The following is an 18,452-nucleotide window of genomic DNA, read 5'->3' as shown; positions in this document are numbered from 1 at the left end:
TCGATCGAGCCACACGATCCGATCCCGGGTGTTAGCGTCGGGCTCTGCAAGGGAGTGACAACTCCCTTGCCAGAAAACGGCGATCATATGAAGTGATGGGCAGAGACTTGCCGCCAACGCACCCTTCGGCCCCGGTCGAGCAGTGCCTCAGCTGGGATCCGCGGCGAGAGCCGTGCATTCCCTCCGTGACGCCCGAAGGTGCCAGGGTTGCGCTCTCCTTGTGTGAACTCCTCGATCGAGCAGATTATTTGACGACGATCGACTGTCCGACGCCAGGCGAGACTGTTGCTGTCATCGAGTTCGTCATGGCCATCTGCTTCGCTTCCGGTGCGTGTCCGAACACGCCCGAGGAGTGGCGGGAGTGGATCCGTGACGAACGCAGCCTCCGCTCCGCGGCCGAGTGGCTGGTTGCTGAGCCGGACCAGCACTGGGACCTGTTCCACCCCGATACGCCTCTCGGTCAGAACTCCCTTCTGGCCTCCTCCTTCGAAGAGAGCGGCACGGGGACAGCACAGTTGGTCATCGAGCGGGCCGGTGACTACAACCAGTTCTTCGACCACCACCACCTCGAGGACGGCGAGCCGCTGCCGGCAGCGGACGCGTTCCGGGCCATGCTCGCCCAGCACGTGTACGGCACGTACGGCAGGGCGAGGATCACCGGCCGGATCCTCGGGCCTACCGTCACCAACTTGTCCACCGGGCGGTTGCAGGGACGGATCCGGGTCGTCCCCCTCGGCCGTACGTTCGGCGAGACCCTGCGGCTCAACCTCTATCCGCCAGAAGGAGAACCGGGCCGGCTCAACACCTCCTGGACCAGTGGTTCCGTCAACCGCCGGAACTTCGCCGTGCGGGCCCGCCCCCGAGTGCCGGAGAGCCCCGCCGACCTGCACAGCGCCCTCGGCCGCTCCGTCCTGCTGCGACCGAAGCGCGATGCGGACGGTGGGATCGTCGTCGACCGCGTGCTGATCGGAGCCGGCGAGGTCCTCGAACTCGAACCGGGAAAGCACATGCAGGACGCCGTGTTCAGCCGGACCAGCGGGGGAGAGCTCAAGCCCCTGTGGCCGTCGCCCACGCGTGCCCTCTGGCAGGAAGCACACGCCCTGTACAGCGCGGTGAAGGACGCGCAGCCCGGCCTGTACGCACGACTGCGCTCGCTGCCGCGCAAGCGGGACTCCCAGGGCGCGCCCTACCACCTGTGGGCTGTCGGCCTCGTCTCCAACAAGACGCTGCCGGTCTCCTGGACGGACGGCTACTTCCCCTACGCCCCGGCGATGGAGGCGCAGCTCTACCGCGCGTCCCGGCGGGGCTCACGCATCGCCGAGTACCTGGCGTGGAGTCTCAAACGGGCGGCGATCCTCGCCTCGGAGAAGGTCCACTCGGCAGCGCGGCCGGCCGACGAAGCCCGGCACATGTCCCGGTTCGACGCGCGGTGGATGTTCTGGCCCGAGGCTGCCAAGCCCTTCGATCAGCTGCTGGAGGCAGTGATCGACGAGGGGTACGACAACCCGGGAGACCCGGTCGCGGCCCTGCTCCTGGAGTACACGCGGACCCTCACCGACGTGGCCCGCACCCACCTCGTCTACCGCCTCGACACCCTCCCGCCCAACGAGCGGGGCTTCCAGGCCAGGGCCGCCGCCCTGAAGCGTTTCGAGGACGACATCAGCCATCCGACGAAGGCCCCGGCCGAACTCCGGGGGGAGACCGCCCATGACTGAGGACAGTCCCCGAGACGGGTACCCCGTCGAGGACGCTTTCCCGCACGACAGCACCGCACTGGTGGCCTGGCTCACCACCCTGGTGCGCAACCGCGAGTACGGCACTCTGGCCAACCTGCGCCGTGCCAGGGGCCGGACGAACGCGCACATCCGGGCCGGCTGGTACGGCGGTGAGAACCACCGCGACCTGTTCGAGCGGATGGCCTTCCTCTTCGCGCTCTACCACCAGGGCCGTTCGACGCCCGCCTACGGCTACGGAAGTCTCGGTGCGGCGGCGGCGCGCATCGGTGACAGCGTGGGGCGGGGACCGGGCGACCCGGGCGCGCAGCGGCTCGTGGACCGGGTGGTCGTCAGCCGGAGGGTGCCGTGGCGGCACCTGCAGCACACGATCGTCCGGCTGCGGTCCTGCGACCAGCTCCCACCGTCCTGGACGCAGCTCACCGATGACCTGATCCTCTGGAACGACCGCCAGGCGCGCATCGCCTACCGGTGGTCGGTCGACTTCCACGCTCCGGTCCACCGGGGCCGGACGGCCGACGGCACGCGGCAGAGCTGGTAGACCCGGCAGGACCGGCAGAACCGGCAGAACCAGTAGGCCGAGCACGACACGTACACGATCCCGACCGACCATAAGGACACGACCGCGTGACCGCAGACTCCCAAAGCCCGTTCCTCTCGCTCCACCTCCTGGAGACGCTCGTCGCCGTCCTCCCGGTCAGGGACGAGAACGGTCAGCCCAAGTCCCTCGTGTACGGCGGGTTCGAACGGCACATGATCACCAGCCAGGCCCGGCGGCGCGCGGAGCGGGTCTACGCCCGCAACCGCGCCAACGCCGGCATCGGCGCCCTCAAGGGCCGGAGCATGGGCACCCGGACAAGGGAGTGGGCACTGCTCACGGCGGCCGAACTGTCCTCCGAGCACGGCTGGGAGAAGGAGGAGGCCCTGATCACGGCCCGCGCCGTGATCGAGGCGAGCGGCCTGAAGTTCGGCGACCCGGCCAAGAAGACGGTGGCCAACCTGACCAAGGTGCTGATCTTCGCGCCCGCCGACGCGGGCACCAGGATCGCCCGGCACATCGCCGAGAGCGCCGACGAGCTCCGGCCGTGGCGCGACAGCTACCTCGCCGGCCAGCAGAAGACCGCGAAGAAACCCCGCCGCGGAGCGGCGAAGAACGGCGAGGAGCAGGAGAACGACGACGCGCAGGCAGCCACGGAGTCCGGCAGCACGAGCCTCCCCCCGCTCCCCAAGAGCACGCGCAACGCCGTCCTGCTCGCCATCGCGCCCCGTGACGCCGTGGACATCGCCCTCTACGGGCGCTTCCTCGCCGAAATCGCCGACTCGCCCAACGTCGACGGGGCGGTGCAGACCAGCCATGCCTTCACCGTGCACGCCGCGGAGCAGATCGAGGACTTCTACGCGGCGGCCGACGACGCGAAGCTCGACCGCAAGCGCAACGCCCTCAGCTTCCTCGACACGGCGGACGACGCGGGCGCGGGCATGACCGGTTACCAGTCGCTGATCTCCGGGACCTTCTACCGGCACGCCGTCCTGGACCGCCGACAGCTCCGCGCCAACCTCCGGCAGGCCGGAATGGACGCGGAGGAGGCAGAGGAAGCGGCGACCGCCGCCGAGGCGGAATTCGTCAACGCCTTCGTCGAGGCCGTCCCGGAGGCGAAGAAGAACTCCACCGCCTCCACCGGCTCGCTGCCGGCACTCGTGCTCGCCTTCGAGGGCGAGCGCCCGTACAACTACGCCGCCGCCTTCCAGAACCCGGTGGACGAGAACCCCGAGAGCAGCGGCGGCGAGGGCCCGGCCGGCCAGGCGGCCGTCCGCCGTCTGATGCGGCACCACCTCTTCGTCAGCAAGCGCCGCGACGACCTGCGGTCCGCGCGCGTCCTCACCTACGCCCCGGAGATCGAGGACCTCCTGGAGACGGTCGACCTCGCCGGGGCCGTGGATGTCGTGGACTCCATCCAGGACCTCACGCCGTGACCGACGCCCCTGCGACGACCGCTCCCACCGTGACGACCGGTTCCACCACGACCACTGATGCACCGCAGCACGTTCTGCTCATCAGGTTGGCCGGGCCGCTGCAGTCCTGGGGCATCAAAGGCCGGTTCGCACAGCGCGACACCCACACCCGGCCCACCAAGTCCGGAGTCATCGGCCTCTGTGCGGCAGCCCTCGGCCTCGACCGGGAGGATCCGCTCGACGAACTCGCGTCCGTACTCTTCGGCGTCCGCGCCGACCGCCCCGGAACGCCCATGCGGGACTACCACACCGTCGGGGGCGGAAAGTATCCCGTCCGCCCCCGCGACCTCGTGACCGACCACCGCCGGGCCGCGGCCGTCGAGGTGCTCGGGGAGCAGAGGGAGGGTACGACCGCATCCTTCGGCAGCCACGCGCTGGCATCCTGGTACGGCGCGCCGAAGCGGATCGCGGCGGACCCCGGATCCGGGGCGCTGGTCGCAGGTGACGTGAGCCGCCACGCCATGATCACCGAGCGTTGGTACCTGTCCGACGCGGCCTTCCTCGTCGGCCTCCAGCACTCCGACCGGGCACTGCTCGAACGCATCGCCCACGCACTGGAGCACCCGAAGCACCTGCTCTGGCTGGGCCGCAAATCCTGCCCACCCTCGGGCGACCTCTTCGTCGGCCTCGCCCCGGGCACCCTCTCGGAGGTCTTCGAAACCCGGGCGTTGCTCCCGGCAGCCGACGACGGGCAAGACCCGCCGAACGCCGCCCGGACCCGGTGGGCCTGGATCGAGAGCCCGCACCCGCTGCCGGGCGTCGGGCCGGTCCGCGACCAGCCCGAACGGTTCCTGGCGAGCGGCCCCGTCCACCGGCAGCGCTGGGAGTCCCGGCACCGCATCACCATCGCCCCGCACGCCACCGAATGGGACATCATCCCGTGAACACCCCCCGCACCACCGAGCCCGTCCCCGCCAGCGCGGCAGCCAGATTCGTCGCCACGCACACCCTGATCACCCTGGACGCCAGGCACCCCTTCACCGCCAAGTCGCTGATCGACGCCCAGGACATGCACCGGATCGTCATGAGCGGATTCCGCGGCTGGGTCGACGACGGAAGCCGGGACGCCCGCGCCCAGATGAAGGTGCTCTCCAGCTGGACCGTCGACCTGAGCACCGCCCGACTCTCCCTGGTCGTCCAGTCCGCCGTCCCCGGAGACTGGAGCGGCCTGCCCCGGGCGGCGCTGGTCGAACCGCCGCACAGCCTGGTGGTGGACCGAACCTTCCGCACCGGGGAGCGGCTCGACTTCCGCACGGTCGTCAACCCGGTCAGCAGCCGGCCGTCCGGGTCTCCCGCACCCGGACGCGGCAGTGGAAGGGGCGTGCGAGTGCCGCACACCCGCCCGGAACACGTGAAGGCCTGGTTCGCCCGCCGCCTCCAGCCGGCCGGCGAACCCGCGGTGGCCCCGGACGGCGTCGTCCGGCTCGGCGTCGACTCGGACATAGAACGACTCGCCCTCCGCATCCTGCCGAAGGTCTCCAGCCACGGCCCCCACCGGGGCCTGCTCATCAGCCGGGCCGAGATCCGCGGCACCCTGACCGTCACGGACCCACAAGCACTCACGGCCGCCCTCACCCACGGCTTCGGCCATGCCCGCGCCTACAGCTGCGGCCTGATCCTGGTCCGATGACTGCCTGGTGGTGCTCACCGTCCGGTCGGACCCGGCGCCGGAGCAACCAGTTGTCATGACGGCCGGTCGATCCGAGGGGCGACCGGCCGATCTCCATATGGCCAACTGAGGTCGACGCTGCTCACCATGGGCTCGAGAGCATCCGGATCGTCGAGCGCGAACGGACCAGGCCCAGGACATCTGCGAGCCGCTCAAGCGATGGAATCGCGTCACCCCCTGAGATCGTGGCTGAGGGGATTGTTCCATGGGCCGCCAGCATCTCCGCAGGACAGCATTCTGAAACGATCAGTTAATACTGCAACCGCATCTGGGGTCGCGCCGGTGCCTCCGAGTGCCGAATCCGTCCGATACCAGCCCCCGGGAGACCTCGTGCGGGCGACCCGGGCCGGCCTACCGTGGCGGGGTGAGCGACGAGACGAACGGGTGCACCGGGCGAGTCCTGGTCCTGGTGCTGCCCGAGGTGAACCTGCTGGACCTCGGTGGTCCTGTGCAGGTGTTCGACGCCGCGGCGCATTTCGGCGGCGGCTACCGGCTGGAGTACGTCGGCGAGGCAGACGGTCTGCGGTCCGCCCAGGGCCTGCGGCTGGCCGGTCTGGCACCGCTGCCGACGACCCGGCCGACGGCCGGCGATCTGGTGCTCGTACCGGGGCCCCGGTTGACCGGATCCGACCGGCTGGTCGAGCCCGCCGTGGTGCGCTGGGTCCGCGAGGCCCACGACGCGGGTGCCCGGGTGGCGTCGGTGTGCAGCGGTGCCGCCGTCCTGGGGGAAGCGGGACTGCTGGACGGCAGGGCGTGCACGACCCACTGGTCGCTCACCTCGGCGATGCGCGAGCGGTACCCGCGGGCCCGGGTCCGCGAGGCCGCGCTCTACGTGCACGACGGGCGGATCAGCACCAGTGCGGGGATCTCGTCGGGGATCGACCTCGCGCTGTCCCTGGTCGAGCGGGACCGCGGCCCGGAACTGGCCGCGCGGGTCGCCCGCGAACTGGTGCTGTACCTGCGGCGGGACGGGGACGCGACGCAGATCAGTCCGTTCCTGCTGCACCGCGACCACGTCCAGCCCGCGGTGCACCGGGTGCAGGACCACCTGGCCCAGCACCTGGACGCCGCCTTCACCCTGCGGGAACTCGCCGGCCTCGCCGGGCTGTCCCCGCGCGGTCTGACGCGGGCCTTCACCGCGGTCACCGGCATCACCCCGTTCGCCTACCAGCGGCAACTGCGGCTGGAGCGGGCCCGCTCCCTGCTGTCCGGTACCGATCTGACGGTGGAGGCGGTCGCGGCCCGCTGCGGCTTCCGCGACGCGCGGCAGCTGCGCCGGGTGGTCGCCGACGCCTTCGGAGCCCCTCCCTCGCGGCTGCGCGCACCGCTGCGGCCGACCGCCTGACGGACCCGGCCCCTGCGTGAGGGCCGTCGCCCTCCCTCCCCCGGCCTCTTCCGCTTTCGCGTTTCCACGGGTTTCCCCGTTTCCATGAAGTCGTTTCCACGAGGGCCGGCGGCACCACGCTGCCGATCGGTGCCCGGATTGTCGAGGTATGTGTTGTCCGAAGTGAGTTCCGAGGTGGGTTCTGGTTCCGAGGCGCGCAAGGGGCACCGGGCCCTGCGCCGTATCGGCTGGGTACTGCTGGCCACGGCGCTGTCTGCGGCGTCCTTCGCGGGGATCGCCTTCGCGGGGGTGAGCGCGTCGATGGCCGACAGCTTCGCCGCCGCCCCCCGCGGATCCGGTGCCAGGGCGTGGCCGGCCGCCCGGCCGGTGCCACCCGGCCGGATCACGGTGGCGGTCGCGGTCGGCAACGCGGGCTCGGTGGCCACCGACGTGCTCGCGCCCTACCAGGTGTTCGCCGAGTCGCGGGAGATGTTCGTCTACACGGTGGCCGCCGAACGCCGTGTCAGCCCGCTGTCCGGCGGCGCCCATTTGCTGCCCGACCACACGCTGGCCGAGGTGGCGGACGGCACCCTGCCGGAACCCGACGTGGTGGTCGTGCCCGCGGTGACCGACCCCACCGGCGCGGGCGAGGAGGGCCTGCGCCGGTGGATCGTCGAACGCCACCGCAAGGGCGCCCGGATCCTCGGGGTGTGCGCGGGCTCCGAGCTGCTGGCCGCCTCCGGCCTGCTCGACGGCCGCGACGCCACGTCGTTCTGGTCCAACATCGGCTCCCTGGAACGCAGTTATCCGAAGGTCGACTGGAAGCGCGGGCAGCGCTACGTCGAGGACGGGCGGGTGACCACCACCGCGGGCGTCACCTCCGGCACCGTGGGCGCCCTGCGGGTGGTCGAGGAGCTGGCCGGCGAGACGGAAGCGACCCGTATCGGCACCGGGCTGTCCTACCCCGGCTGGACTCCGGACGGACCGACCGCGATACCGGCCAACCACCTCACCCTCGGCGACCTGCCGTACGCCCTCAACGCCGCGTTCCCGTGGCTGCGACCCACCACGGCCATCGGCCTGGTCGACGGGGTCGAGGAGATCGACGCGGCCGCGGCCGTCGAAGGGTACGGCGGAGTCTCCTTCGCCACCCGGACGGTAGTGATCGGCGCCGGCGAAACCGTCACCACCCGCCACGGTCTGGTCCTCGTCACCCGGCCGGCGACGGGGGACGCCCACGGCGCGGACCGCTTCGTGGTGCCCGGCGTCAGGGACGCCTCCGGCCTCGGCACCGTGCTGAGCGGCTGGGCCCGCCGCAACGGGCTCACCGCCGAACTGCCCGGCGGGGGAAGGCGGTCCGGGGAGTTCGGCTTCGATCCCGTCCTGCGGGACCTCGCCGAGCACAGCGACCGCCGTACGGCGCTGGCCACCGCGAAGTTCTCCGAGTACCCCTCGGCCCATCTGGAACTGACGGGCGCGCCCTGGCCCTGGCGGTCCACCCTGCTGGCCGCGGCGACGGTCGTCCTGAGCGTGGGAGTGGGGCTAGCACCGACGGCGACACGCCGGGCGATGCGACGGCGACGCCTCCCACGGCGTCCGGCGGTGTAGTCCCCGGACGCCGTGAGCACGCTGGCGCGCAGCGGTGCTGCGGGAAAGGGGCGTGGTTCCGGTTCTCGTCGGGAGGCGCACTCCGCCGGGCGGTTCCGGGGTTGGTGGGCGTCCGGGGCCCGCCCGTGACACCTTGCCGATCACGGAAGCCCGGGCCTGCCTCGGGACGCTGGTGCGGCGTGCCTCCCACGCCCGCGAGCGCATCACCATCACCGACCATGGCCAGCCCGCCGCGGTCCTCATCAACCCCCAGGAGCTGGCCGACCTGGAGGACGCCCTCGCCCTGGCCCAGTACCGGGCCCGGCAGGCGGCCGGCACGGCCACGGCCATCCCGCACGAGCAGGTCCGCGCCCAGCTCGGCATGGGGCCCGCCGCTTGAGCTGCACGATCATCTGGGACGAGCCGGCCCATCAACGCGGCCGCCCGCTTCCTCAAGGACGACCCCGAAGGCCTGCGGCAGGTCATGGACGCCGTGGACCTGCTCGCCGACTCCCCCCGCCCGCCGGGCACCGCGGAGTACGGCTCGCCCGACCTGCGGCGGATGCACGTCGGCCTCTACCGCGTCATGTACGAGATCACCGAGGCCGCCGTCACCATCGTTGTGATCCACCTCGGCCGCACCGGCTGACCGACCGCGCGGGCCCAGGCCGGGCCCGTCGAATCCCCGACGGGCCCGGCCTTCGCCGTCGCGGAACGGTCGGCGGCGGATTGGAGAACCCTCCGTCCCGGACACCTCGTCGCCGAGGTGCGCGCCCTCCTGCAGGCCTGCGACCGCTCGGCAAGGCGAGCGCAGGGACGGTCCTGGAGTTCGGGGCCCAGGGGTAGCGGGCGTCACCGGTGACATCCAAGGGGGTGGCGTCACCAGTGACGCCACCCCCTTGGATGTCAGCCGGGTGTCGGTGGTTGGTGTGGGGAGCCCGGCTGGGGCTGGTCTGGTGCGCGGCTCAGGTGTTCAGGTGGGGCGCTGGTCGATGATGATGCGGAGTCGGGGCCGGTCGGGTTCGGGGGTTTCGGTGGTAGCGGTGACCGGCTGGGTTTTGCGGACCTCGTGGGCGATGGCGGTGTAATAGGCCAGGGCCAGGGCGCGGTCTTCGATACGGGCCAGGTCGCTGCCGGCGAGCCAGTAGGCGCTGTAGAGGGCCTTGATGACGGCCATGAGGCTGGGGCCGGGCAGCAGGACGACGACCATGTCGGTCTTCTCCTGGGTGATGCCGGCGGGGAACTGGAAGTGCGGGCTGGCGGCCGCGGCGCGGGAGCCGATGAACTGCCAGGCGTGGGGGTGGCAGACCAGTTCGGCGGAGCCCACGCACGCCGCGCTGGTCAGGGTGTGGAAGAGGTCGGCCTCCAGGCGGCTTGTGCCGATCAGGGTGTCCGGCGCAGGCGCCGTGGTGGAGGCCGGGCGGGCGGTGGTTGCCTCGGTAGCGGGCAGCAGGTCGCCGACGGCCGCGGTGAGTTCGGCGACCATACCGGCCTCGGACGTGGGGCCGACCGGCTCGTTGCTCGGCTCGTCGGCGATCTGGTCGGGCACGGTGGTCTCCTTCATGGGCAAGGTCGGCTGGACGGTGCGGTCGGTGAAGGTCGGCTGGACGGTGCGGTCGGTGGAGGCCGGCTGGCCGGCCGCAGTGACGGCCTGCCCGACGGTGGCGGTCGCGGCCGGCTCCTGGCCGTTCCAGGCACTGTCGCGTCCGGGCAACGGGCCAGGGCCGGCGGGAACGGCGGGTGTACTGCTCCCGTGGAAGAACGGCGGCGGATCCGGGTCCCGGCCGGGGTCGGCGGCCCGCTGCGCCGACCGCCCGGCGCGGGCGTCGTCCAGTTGCCGGCGCAGGTCCCGAATCTCCTGGCGGGCCTCGAGCAGCTCCTTGCGGTCGCGGCCCACAACGCGGCGCAGCTCGTCGCGGACGTCCTGCAGCTCCCCGGTGACGGCGGCTGTGAGCTCGGTGCGCAGTGCGGTGTGGTCGGCGCGCAGGGCCGCGTTGTCGGTGCGCAGCTCCTTGAGGCCTTCGCGCAGGATCTGCCCGACTTCGGTCCGTAGGAGCTCGACCTGCCGGGTGGTGCCCATCATCTGCCTCCCCGTTACCTTTTTCGTGACCCCGCAACGGGGTTCCCGGCCTCCGGTCCCGGCATGACTTGCCTCCCCAGTCGATCATGATCGAAAAGGTGGTGTCACCGGGCATCGGAGGCATCGGTAGACCGCTGATTAGGGGCACGAGCGCCGATCCCGTCCAGGGCAAGGCATGCTCTTCGTAACGTGGATGCCGGCACGCTGATGCCGCAGGTGAGGCCGGGGAGGGCGCGACATGGAGAGTGCACGTGATCGACACGGGTGACATCGATGTCTACCTGGGCATGGACGTGGGCAAGGGCGAGCACCATGCCACCGCCCTGACCCCGGCGGGCAAGCGGGTCTTCGACAAACGGTTGCCCAACACCGAGCCGAAGCTGCGTGAGGTGTTCAGCAAATTGCAGGCCAAGCACGGCACCGTGCTGGTGGTGGTCGACCAGCCCGCCTCGATCGGTGCCCTGCCGCTGGCGGTGGCCCGTGACACGGGCTGCCGTGTCGCCTACCTGCCGGGCCTGACGATGCGAAGGATCGCCGACCTCTACCCGGGCGAGGCCAAGACCGACGCCCGCGACGCCGCGATCATCACAGACGCCGCGCGAACGATGCCGCACACCCTGCGCGACCTGGCACCATCCGATGAGACCGTCGCCGAGCTGGAGATGATCGTCGGCTTCGACGACGACCTGGCTGGCGAGTCCACCAGGATCAAGAACCGGTTGCGCGGCCTGCTCACCCAGATCCACCCCTCGCTGGAGCGAGTCCTCGGTCCCAGACTGGACCATCCCGCCGTCCTGACGCTACTCGAACGCCAAGGCTCCCCAAAGCAGTTGAGGAAGGCCGGCAGGCGCCGGCTGGTGACCCTGCTGCGGCCCAAGGCTCCGCGGCTGGCCGAGCGTCTGGTCGAGGACATCTTCGAAGCCCTCGACGAGCAGAGCGTCACCGTTCCCGGCACAGAAGCCGCTTCACTGATCGTTCCCAGCCTCGCCGGCTCACTCAGCTCCGTGCTCGACCAGCGCAGACTCCTCGCCACCCGCATCGAGGAACTGCTGGAGGCCCACCCTCTTTCCCCGGTCCTGACCTCCATGCCCGGCATCGGGGTCAGGACCGCGGCCCGCATCCTTATCGACGTCGGCGACGCCACCAGCTTCCCCACCGCAGGCCACCTCGCCGCCTACGCCGGCCTGGCGCCGGTGACCAGGAGCTCCGGTTCCTCCATACGGGGCGAGCATGCCTCGCGCCGCGGCAACAAGCGGCTCAAACGCGCCTTTTACCTCGCCGCGTTCGCGTCGTTGTCCCAGCCCGAGTCACGCACCTACTACGACAAGAAGCGACGGCAGGGCAAGCACCACGTCGCCGCCCTCGTCTGCCTGGCGCGTAGACGCATCGACGTGCTCTTCGCCATGCTCCGAGACGGCACCTTCTACGAGCCCCAGGCCGCCATCGCCGCTTGACGAAAACCATAGGGGCACCTTTTCGATGTGGCACGGCGCTGACCGTGCCGGGTCAAGAGTGGCGGCCGGCCGACGGGGTGGTGGGTGCTCGGGCGAAGGTGACCCGATCCAAGGCATCACTGTCCGGAACCAGATCGTCACACTGTTCGACGGGTGTGACGGAGCGCCATGGTTTTGCGGGTGATCGTTCAGAACTCCCTGGTCAGCGCGGTGGCGGTGAACCGCAGTTTGCGAGGGCGGAGCACGAGACCTTGCGAGGGTCCGCCTCCCCGCACGCCGGGGAGGCGGGCCCTCTTTGCATGCCCCGGACCAAGGAGGGGCCGATGCCGGTGCAGGTCCGGGCGCAGATCAACCAGTCGGAGGCGACACGGCGCCCTACCGGGCATCTGGGCGGCCTCCCACACCCGAACCGGTCCCCGGCCAGCGCACCGTCCGCGTCAGCCGGACCGCGCGCCGGCGCCGTTCTACCCCTCGAAGCGGTGCAGCCGCTCAGCCGCCTCCCGTACGGCCTCGCTCGCCGACCCGGCCTCGCGGCGGGCCGCGCCGACGGCGGCCCCGGCCGTGCGCACCCGCTCGCCGGCCCGCGCGAGCGCACCCTGCGCGTTCGTCGCGCTCTCGCGCCCGGGCGAGCGCGGCCCCGGCCCGATCGGCCTCACCCTCAGCCCGCTCCCGGGCCGCCTCGGCGTCGTGCAGTTCCCGCTCGGCCTCGGCGGCCTCGACTTGGGGGCTGTGGCCGACACCGTCGAGGACGGCGGCGGCCATCCGCGGGTGGTGGTCGAGCAGGGCGAGCTGATCGCGCCAGCCGACCAGGGCGTCCTGACGGGCGGTGACCAGCAGATGGTGGCCGCGGTGCTGCGGAGCCCGGTGCTCGGGCCGGTGCGGCAGCAGGAAGTCGGCTTCGAGCTCGGCGGCGGCCGCCCGGTCGTGCGCCTCCCAGCCCGGCCGGACGCACCGCGCGAAGAGCTCCCGACTCGCCTCCGTGCGACGGGCCATGACGTACCGGAACAGCTCGCGACGGCGACCGGGGCCCCGCCGGTACCAGCAGCGCCGAGCCCAGCACCTGTTCCCACCCGGTGGTCGACGGTGCGGCCGTGGGTCAGGACGATCGGGGTGCCGTCATCGAAGGCGGTGTGGTGGGGGTCGGCCGACCGGCTCCCGATGCGCGGGCTTCGGGGGGCACCGGCCGCACCGGGGCTCCCGGAAGCTCCTGGACCGGCCGCGCCGAAGGCGGGCTACCGTCCCGCGCCCAGGGCCGCGACGAAGCGGCCCAGCCGGGAGGTGACCTGCCGTAGGGCGTCGATCGAGCCCACGGGGTCGTCGGGCAGTTCGAGGCCGTGGTCGGCGGCGGGCAGTTCGAGGACCTCGTGGCCGGTCGCGTCGGCGGTCGGGCGGCTCCACAGCCTGTCGGCGGCGCCGCCGACGAGCAGGGTCGGCGCCCCGGTGCGGTGGAGGGCGCGGACCACGTGGTCGACGGTCAGGACCGGGGTCAGCCAGGCCGCCGGGAGGCCCCGGTCGGCGGCGACGGAGGCGGCGAAGGAGCCGAGGGACTTGCCGACGACCAGGCGGCAGGCGCCGTGCTCGGCGTCGACGGCCCGGACCGCCTGCCGCTCGACCCAGGCGATCCGCTCCTCCGGCTCGAACTCGCGGAACCCGTCGGGAAGTTGCCACCACAGTTCCTGGACGGTCCAACCGTGCCGGAGGAGCACCGCGCGGGCGAAGTGGAGGAGGGGCCTGGCGGGTGTGTACCCGACTCCGGGAAGGACGAGCGCGACGCGGTCGGGGGCGCCCGCGAAGCGGGTGGGGGCGGCGAGCGCAGAGGGGTCCGGCATGGGCGCAGACTACGGGGTCAACCGGTGTGACGCGCTGTCAACCCCGACCATCGTCAGGGGCTCCGCTTGACTTTCGGGTCGGGTGGAAAGGGCTCTTCGGCTTCTACCGTCCGGACCATGACGTACACGGACAGGAATGCGGGGAAGACCGGCACGACGAGGGCCGCGGCCAGGCCCAGGCCCAGGCCCGTCCTCGCCGCGGCCATGCTCGGCGCGGGGGCCGGGGTGGTGGCGTGGCTGGCGCCGGAGCGCAGTGGCGGGGCGGGGCCGGCTCGGGCGTCGGCCGGGTGGTCGGCCGACGGCTACCGGCGGACGGTGGAGGCCGTCGGCGACGCCCCGCACGCGGTGGCCTCGCTGCCGGGGCCGGCCACCGAGATCGGGCTGCTGGTACTGGGGCTGCTGCTGGCGTTCTGCTGGTGGACGGCCCGAACCAGGCGGGCCACCGGGGCGGTCGCGGGGGTGGCGCTGGTCGGGCTCGGCACGGTGCTGGCCTACGGGGCGAGCGAAATGCTGAAGGTGCTGCTCGACGAGGAGCGGCCCTGCCGGGCGCTGGCCGGGTTGCCCGGCAGGGCGGTCGCCGACTGTCCGCCACCGGGGGACTGGTCGTTCCCCAGCAACCACGCCACCCTGGCGGTCGCGCTGGCGACGGGGCTGGTCCTGCTGCGCCCGCGCTGGGCGCTGCTGGTCATACCCGTCGGCGGTGCCACGGCCGCCCTGCGGGTGGCGGCCGGGGTGCACTACCCGCACGACGTGCTCGCCGGTGCCGCGCTCGGCGCCGCGGTCACGGCGGCCGCGGTCCTCGCCCTGCGGCCGGCGGCCACCACCGCGGTGACGGCCCTGACCGGGGTGCCGGTCCTCGGGCTGCTGTTGTCGGCACCGTCGACGCCATCGGTGCCCCCGGTGCCGTCGGCGCCGGACCGGGCCGCGGCACCGGGCACGGCGGGCTCAGTCCCGCGGGCCGCCCGCGCAGGTCGCGCCGAGGGTCAGCCCGGCCTCGTGGGCGAGGACGGCGGCGGCCGCCCGGTTGGCCACCCCCAGCCTCGCCAGGATGGAGCTCACATGGGCCTTCACGGTGCCTTCCACCACCCCCAGCCGACGGGCGATCCGACCGTTGGACAGCCCGGCGGCGATCAGCGTCAGCACGTCCCGTTCCCGGGTGGTCAGGGCGGCCACCTGTTCCCGGGCACCGGCACGCCGGTCGGCGGGGTGGCCGGCCCCGGTGGCGGCCAGGTGGGCGACCACCCGGGCGGCCACCTTGGGTGAGAGGTAGGCCGCTCCTGCCGCCACCGCGTGCACCCCGGCGAGCAGTTCCTCGGGCTCGCCGGACTTGATCAGGAATCCGTTCGCACCGCCGCTGAGCGCGCGCAGGATGTAGTCGTCCTCACCGAAGGTGGTCAGCATGAGCACTCCGGAGGCCAGGCCGTTCCGACGGATCTCGGCAGCTGCCGTGATGCCGTCCGTCCCGGGCATCCGGATGTCCAGCACGGCGACGTCAGGCCGGTGGCGTCGGACCAGTTCGACGGCCTCCCGGCCGTCCCCGGTCTCGGCGACGATCTCGATGCCCGGGTCGGTGGTGAGCACGGCGCGCAGTCCCGCGCGGATCATGGGCTCGTCGTCGGCGAGCAGCACCCGGATCGGTGCGGTGGTCATCGGCGGCTCCTGTCGGTCGCTCGGTACGGAGGTGGTGCGGGGAAGGACGTCGTGGGGGAGGTCAGGAGACGAGCACATCACGCGAGACCAGCCGGGAGTCCCGGAAGCAGATCCGGTAGGCGTCTCCGGCCCGGTCCACGAACAGCTGGGCGGTGATGGCGTAGTACGTGCACGAGACCCCCTCTCCCGTTGGCGCTGCCGGCGTCGACGGCCCGCTCGGCGGGCGGTACGGCAGCCGGTGGCCCGGCAGCAGCCGCTCGACCGAGGCCTGGTCCTGCCCCACCTGGAGGGAGGCGAAGACCCCCGGGTCCAGCACCGACAGGCTGACCACGTAGAGCGTCCATACTCGCAGCGCCACGGTGAGCAGCACGGCCGTCGTCAGCGGGACGAGCACCACGGCGGCCAGCGTCCGGCCCACCCTGCGCCGTGCCTGCCGCAGTTCGCGGACCGGTGACGGCGGAGCGGGGGGCAGCGGCGGGACGGGCCCGGCGGCATTGCGCGGCAGGTCGGCCACGATCTCGAACCCGCCGTCCGCGCGGGCCCCGTGGGCAAGGGTGCCGCCCGCGAGCCGGACCCGCTCGGCGAGCCCGACCAGGCCGTGCCCGCCGATGGGCGGCGCTGCGGGAACCGCTGCGGGAGCCGCTGCGGGAGCCGCGACAGGGGTTCCGGAGAACGCTCCGGTGGGCGTTGCGGTGGGCGTTGCGCCGAGCGGGGTTGACGCGGGTTGCGGCGACGCCGCTCGGCGGGCGGCGGGCGCGGGTGCGGGTGCGGGCGTGGGTCCGGGCACTGTCGCAGGCGCGGGGCCGTTGGCCACCCGTACGCGGACGCCGTCGTCCGAGTACGCCACCTCCACGGTGACGGACGCTCGCGGTGCGTGCTTGGCGGCGTTGGTCATGGCCTCCTGCACCACTCGGTACGCGGCGTGCTCGGTGGCGCGCGGGATCCCTTCCGTCTCCCCGCTGATCTCCGAGCGGACGTCCAGTCCGGCGGCGGCCGCCTCGGCGACGAGCTGCGGGATGTCCGAGTCGGCCGGCCCGTGGGCCGCGGAAGTGCCTCCCTCTCCCCCGTCTCCGTCGCGCAGGATGCCGATCACTTCGCCGAGTCGGTCGACGGCGGCGGCCGCACCCGCCCGGATCTCCTGGACGGCCTCCCGGTGGGGCGGGGCCAGGCCGGGGGCGAGCTTGAGGGCCCCGGCGCGCAGCGCGATCAGGCTGAGGTCGTGCCCGAGGGCGTCGTGCATGTCCTGGGCGATCCGGGCCCGTTCGCGCAACCTGGCCTGCTCCGCGACGAGTTGCCGCTCGCGCTCCAGCCGCTCGGCCCGCTCCCACCCGGCGCGCACGAGCTCCTGCGACTGCCGCCAGAACCGGCCCAGCAGCCACGGGCCCATCCCGGTGCTCACGGCGAGCGCGACGAACCGCAGGCCCAGAACGATCCAGGAGGGCACCGAGCCGACCACCAGCACCCCGGCCGCCACCAGGACGGCGAACACCACCGCCGCCGGCCGTACCCGCTCCATCCGCAGCCCGGCCAGGAAGGAGACCCCGATCGCGGGCAGCGCCCACCAGAGGCTCGTGACACCCAGCCCGATACACACCGCCGCCACCACGGGCAGCGCCGCCCCACTCATCCGCATGCCCACGACCCTACAAAAGCCGTTGCCGCAGCGGATCTGTCGAAAGTCATGCCCGAGTCGCCTCGGGCCCGACCTGGGTCGGCCTGGCCTCGGGCGACTTAGAACTCCTAACGAAATGATCTTCGAGGTGGCTGGATCGTTCTGGAAGTGATGATCCGGGGGTGTGGGGTGGCTCGGCCGAAGCCGTGGCATGTTGACGACGAATTGTGGGCGGTGATCGAACCGCTGCTGCCCAAGGTTGAGCGGCGCGTGCGGCATCCAGGACGGAAGCGGCATCCGGACCGACTGGTGTTCCAGGGCATCCTGTTCGTCCTGCACACCGGGATCAGCTGGGAACATCTCCCGCAGGAACTCGGCTTCGGGTCGGGCATGACCTGCTGGCGCCGCCTGGCCGAGTGGACGGAGGCCGGCCGTCTGGCCCCGGCTCCACGAGGTCCTCCTGGCCAAGCTCCGCAGCGCGAACGCCCTCGACTTCTCCTGGGCGGCGGTGGACGGCTCTCACAACCGGGCGTCAAAGGGGGATCCAAGACGGGACGAAGTCCTGTCGACCGGGGCAGGACGGGCAGCAAGCACCACCTGATCACCGATGCCACCGGCATCCCGCTCGCCGTCACCCTGACCGGCGGCAACCGCAATGACGTCACCCAGCTCATTCCACTGCTTCAGGCAGTGCCGTCCGTTCGCGGCAAGCGCGGCCGGCCCCGGCGCGCCGGCCCGACGCCGTGCTCGGTGACCGCGGCTATGACCACGACAGGTACCGCCGCCTGGTCTGGAACCTCGGCGTGAAGCCGCTCATCGCCCGCCGGGGCATCGAGCACGGCTCCGGACTCGGCACTCAACGGTGGGTCGTGGAACGCGCCTTCGCCCACCTGTACTGGTTCCGACGCCTGCGTATCCGCGGGGAGATCCGCGATGACATCCACGAGGCCTTCCTGGCCCTGGGATGCGCACTCATCTGCTGGCGCCGGCTCTCACGGCCGGTCCGGGACTCCCCTGCTCAGTAGCCATTCCCTGACGCTCGGGGAGCTGTCCAGGAGCTGACTGACCTGCATACCCTCGGCCCGTGAGGTCACTCTCGCCAGAGGGGCGAAGCCACCAGGCAGGACGTCCAGCAGGCTCATCACGCGGTCTCCCGAGCGAAGCGTGATGAGCAGTTCGCACCGAATCTGACGCGGGATGCCGGGGCGATGCGGCAGGCTGTTCCACAGGGCCGGCCACAGATAGTGGGTTCCATTGGACGCCGCATTCGCCTGCACCCATACCGGGTCCAACCGCTGGTTGAGACCGAGCTCGCATGCCCGCTCCTCCAGCCTGATCAGCGAGGTCGTATCGAGGACCTTCAACTCCCGGGGCACCGGCTCATCCGAGTTCATCGCCCCATGCTGCCCGATAGCACCCCAGCGACTGGAACCGACTCATCGAAGATCATTTCGTTAGGAGTTCTAACAGCACTTCTGCCGACATCACACAGCCCGGGAAG

18 protein-coding genes and 2 pseudogenes are annotated in these 18,452 nt (G+C 72.1%); 13 read left to right on the top strand and 7 right to left on the bottom strand.

Going from position 1 to position 18,452, the window contains the following annotated elements; translation table 11 throughout:
- Positions 1 to 95 precede the first annotated feature (95 nt).
- The 9 genes and pseudogenes from ACGFSC_RS14220 to ACGFSC_RS14180 all read left to right on the top strand — a co-directional run bounded on the left by ACGFSC_RS14220 (position 96) and on the right by ACGFSC_RS14180 (position 8,975).
- Positions 96 to 1,715, top strand: coding sequence for a type I-E CRISPR-associated protein Cse1/CasA (locus tag ACGFSC_RS14220; RefSeq protein WP_359896701.1), 1,620 nt, complete (start codon positions 96 to 98; stop codon positions 1,713 to 1,715).
- Complete coding sequence (casB, locus tag ACGFSC_RS14215; protein ID WP_359896699.1) at positions 1,708 to 2,274, top strand: type I-E CRISPR-associated protein Cse2/CasB; 567 nt, start codon at positions 1,708 to 1,710, stop codon at positions 2,272 to 2,274. The genes ACGFSC_RS14220 and casB overlap by 8 nt, the downstream gene beginning before the upstream one ends.
- A gap of 86 nt (positions 2,275 to 2,360) precedes the next feature.
- Complete coding sequence (locus ACGFSC_RS14210; RefSeq protein ID WP_359896697.1) at positions 2,361 to 3,707, top strand: type I-E CRISPR-associated protein Cas7/Cse4/CasC; 1,347 nt, start codon at positions 2,361 to 2,363, stop codon at positions 3,705 to 3,707.
- Complete coding sequence (cas5e, locus tag ACGFSC_RS14205; RefSeq protein ID WP_359896695.1) at positions 3,704 to 4,630, top strand: type I-E CRISPR-associated protein Cas5/CasD; 927 nt, start codon at positions 3,704 to 3,706, stop codon at positions 4,628 to 4,630. Before ACGFSC_RS14210 ends, cas5e begins: the two co-directional genes overlap by 4 nt.
- Positions 4,627 to 5,376 (top strand): type I-E CRISPR-associated protein Cas6/Cse3/CasE, encoded by a 750-nt coding sequence (locus tag ACGFSC_RS14200; protein WP_359896693.1) that lies wholly within the window; start codon positions 4,627 to 4,629, stop codon positions 5,374 to 5,376. Before cas5e ends, ACGFSC_RS14200 begins: the two co-directional genes overlap by 4 nt.
- A gap of 403 nt (positions 5,377 to 5,779) precedes the next feature.
- Positions 5,780 to 6,760, top strand: a complete 981-nt coding sequence (locus ACGFSC_RS14195; protein ID WP_359896692.1) for a DJ-1/PfpI family protein — start codon at positions 5,780 to 5,782, stop codon at positions 6,758 to 6,760.
- Between the two features lie 174 nt (positions 6,761 to 6,934).
- Positions 6,935 to 8,347, top strand: a complete 1,413-nt coding sequence (locus tag ACGFSC_RS14190; protein WP_359896690.1) for a DJ-1/PfpI family protein — start codon at positions 6,935 to 6,937, stop codon at positions 8,345 to 8,347.
- A 133-nt stretch (positions 8,348 to 8,480) separates the two neighbouring features.
- Entirely contained in the window at positions 8,481 to 8,726 is a 246-nt protein-coding gene (locus ACGFSC_RS14185; protein WP_359896688.1) for a type II toxin-antitoxin system Phd/YefM family antitoxin, read from the top strand.
- Positions 8,723 to 8,975, top strand: a pseudogene (locus ACGFSC_RS14180) (type II toxin-antitoxin system RelE/ParE family toxin). Before ACGFSC_RS14185 ends, ACGFSC_RS14180 begins: the two are co-directional and overlap by 4 nt.
- A gap of 324 nt (positions 8,976 to 9,299) precedes the next feature.
- On the opposite strand, the gene ACGFSC_RS14175 reads toward ACGFSC_RS14180, so the two are convergent.
- Positions 9,300 to 10,409 carry a hypothetical protein gene (locus ACGFSC_RS14175; protein ID WP_359896686.1) on the bottom strand — a complete coding sequence of 370 codons (1,110 nt, stop codon included), beginning with the start codon at positions 10,407 to 10,409 and terminating at the stop codon, positions 9,300 to 9,302.
- A 284-nt stretch (positions 10,410 to 10,693) separates the two neighbouring features.
- Here ACGFSC_RS14175 and ACGFSC_RS14170 point away from each other — a divergent pair, with 284 nt between their 5' ends.
- A complete protein-coding gene (locus ACGFSC_RS14170; RefSeq protein WP_359896838.1) occupies positions 10,694 to 11,860 on the top strand; it encodes an IS110 family transposase in 1,167 nt (388 codons plus the stop codon).
- A gap of 489 nt (positions 11,861 to 12,349) precedes the next feature.
- On the opposite strand, the gene ACGFSC_RS14165 is transcribed toward ACGFSC_RS14170, so the two are convergent.
- The 3 genes from ACGFSC_RS14165 to ACGFSC_RS14155 form a co-directional block, all read right to left on the bottom strand.
- Entirely contained in the window at positions 12,350 to 12,853 is a 504-nt protein-coding gene (locus ACGFSC_RS14165) for a hypothetical protein (protein ID WP_359896684.1), read from the bottom strand.
- Between the two features lie 239 nt (positions 12,854 to 13,092).
- Positions 13,093 to 13,689 carry an alpha/beta hydrolase gene (locus ACGFSC_RS14160; protein ID WP_359896682.1) on the bottom strand — a complete coding sequence of 199 codons (597 nt, stop codon included), beginning with the start codon at positions 13,687 to 13,689 and terminating at the stop codon, positions 13,093 to 13,095.
- 302 nt (positions 13,690 to 13,991) lie between these two features.
- Positions 13,992 to 14,171, bottom strand: coding sequence for a hypothetical protein (locus ACGFSC_RS14155; RefSeq protein WP_359896845.1), 180 nt, complete (start codon positions 14,169 to 14,171; stop codon positions 13,992 to 13,994).
- 25 nt (positions 14,172 to 14,196) lie between these two features.
- Here ACGFSC_RS14155 and ACGFSC_RS14150 point away from each other — a divergent pair.
- A pseudogene (locus ACGFSC_RS14150) lies at positions 14,197 to 14,430 on the top strand (phosphatase PAP2 family protein); the annotation flags it as partial.
- Positions 14,431 to 14,634: 204 nt separating this feature from the next.
- Here the strand turns inward: ACGFSC_RS14150 and ACGFSC_RS14145 are convergent.
- Entirely contained in the window at positions 14,635 to 15,339 is a 705-nt protein-coding gene (locus tag ACGFSC_RS14145; RefSeq protein WP_359896681.1) for a response regulator transcription factor, read from the bottom strand.
- Positions 15,340 to 15,400: 61 nt separating this feature from the next.
- Positions 15,401 to 16,972: a histidine kinase gene (locus tag ACGFSC_RS14140; protein ID WP_359896680.1), complete on the bottom strand. Its 1,572-nt coding sequence runs from the start codon at positions 16,970 to 16,972 to the stop codon at positions 15,401 to 15,403.
- 150 nt (positions 16,973 to 17,122) lie between these two features.
- Here ACGFSC_RS14140 and ACGFSC_RS14135 point away from each other — a divergent pair, with 150 nt between their 5' ends.
- Complete coding sequence (locus ACGFSC_RS14135) at positions 17,123 to 17,758, top strand: IS5 family transposase (RefSeq protein ID WP_392863421.1); 636 nt, start codon at positions 17,123 to 17,125, stop codon at positions 17,756 to 17,758.
- Positions 17,695 to 17,976: a hypothetical protein gene (locus tag ACGFSC_RS14130; protein WP_359896678.1), complete on the top strand. Its 282-nt coding sequence runs from the start codon at positions 17,695 to 17,697 to the stop codon at positions 17,974 to 17,976. The genes ACGFSC_RS14135 and ACGFSC_RS14130 overlap by 64 nt, the downstream gene beginning before the upstream one ends.
- On the opposite strand, the gene ACGFSC_RS14125 is transcribed toward ACGFSC_RS14130, so the two are convergent.
- Positions 17,944 to 18,345 carry a hypothetical protein gene (locus ACGFSC_RS14125; protein WP_359896676.1) on the bottom strand — a complete coding sequence of 134 codons (402 nt, stop codon included), beginning with the start codon at positions 18,343 to 18,345 and terminating at the stop codon, positions 17,944 to 17,946. The genes ACGFSC_RS14130 and ACGFSC_RS14125 overlap by 33 nt on opposite strands.
- Positions 18,346 to 18,452 lie beyond the last annotated feature (107 nt).

The organism is Kitasatospora sp. NPDC048715, from assembly GCF_043198905.1.
In the GTDB taxonomy this organism is placed as follows: Bacteria; Actinomycetota; Actinomycetes; order Streptomycetales; family Streptomycetaceae; genus Kitasatospora; species Kitasatospora lactacystinica.
This window is presented reverse-complemented; position numbering and strand designations above follow the sequence as displayed.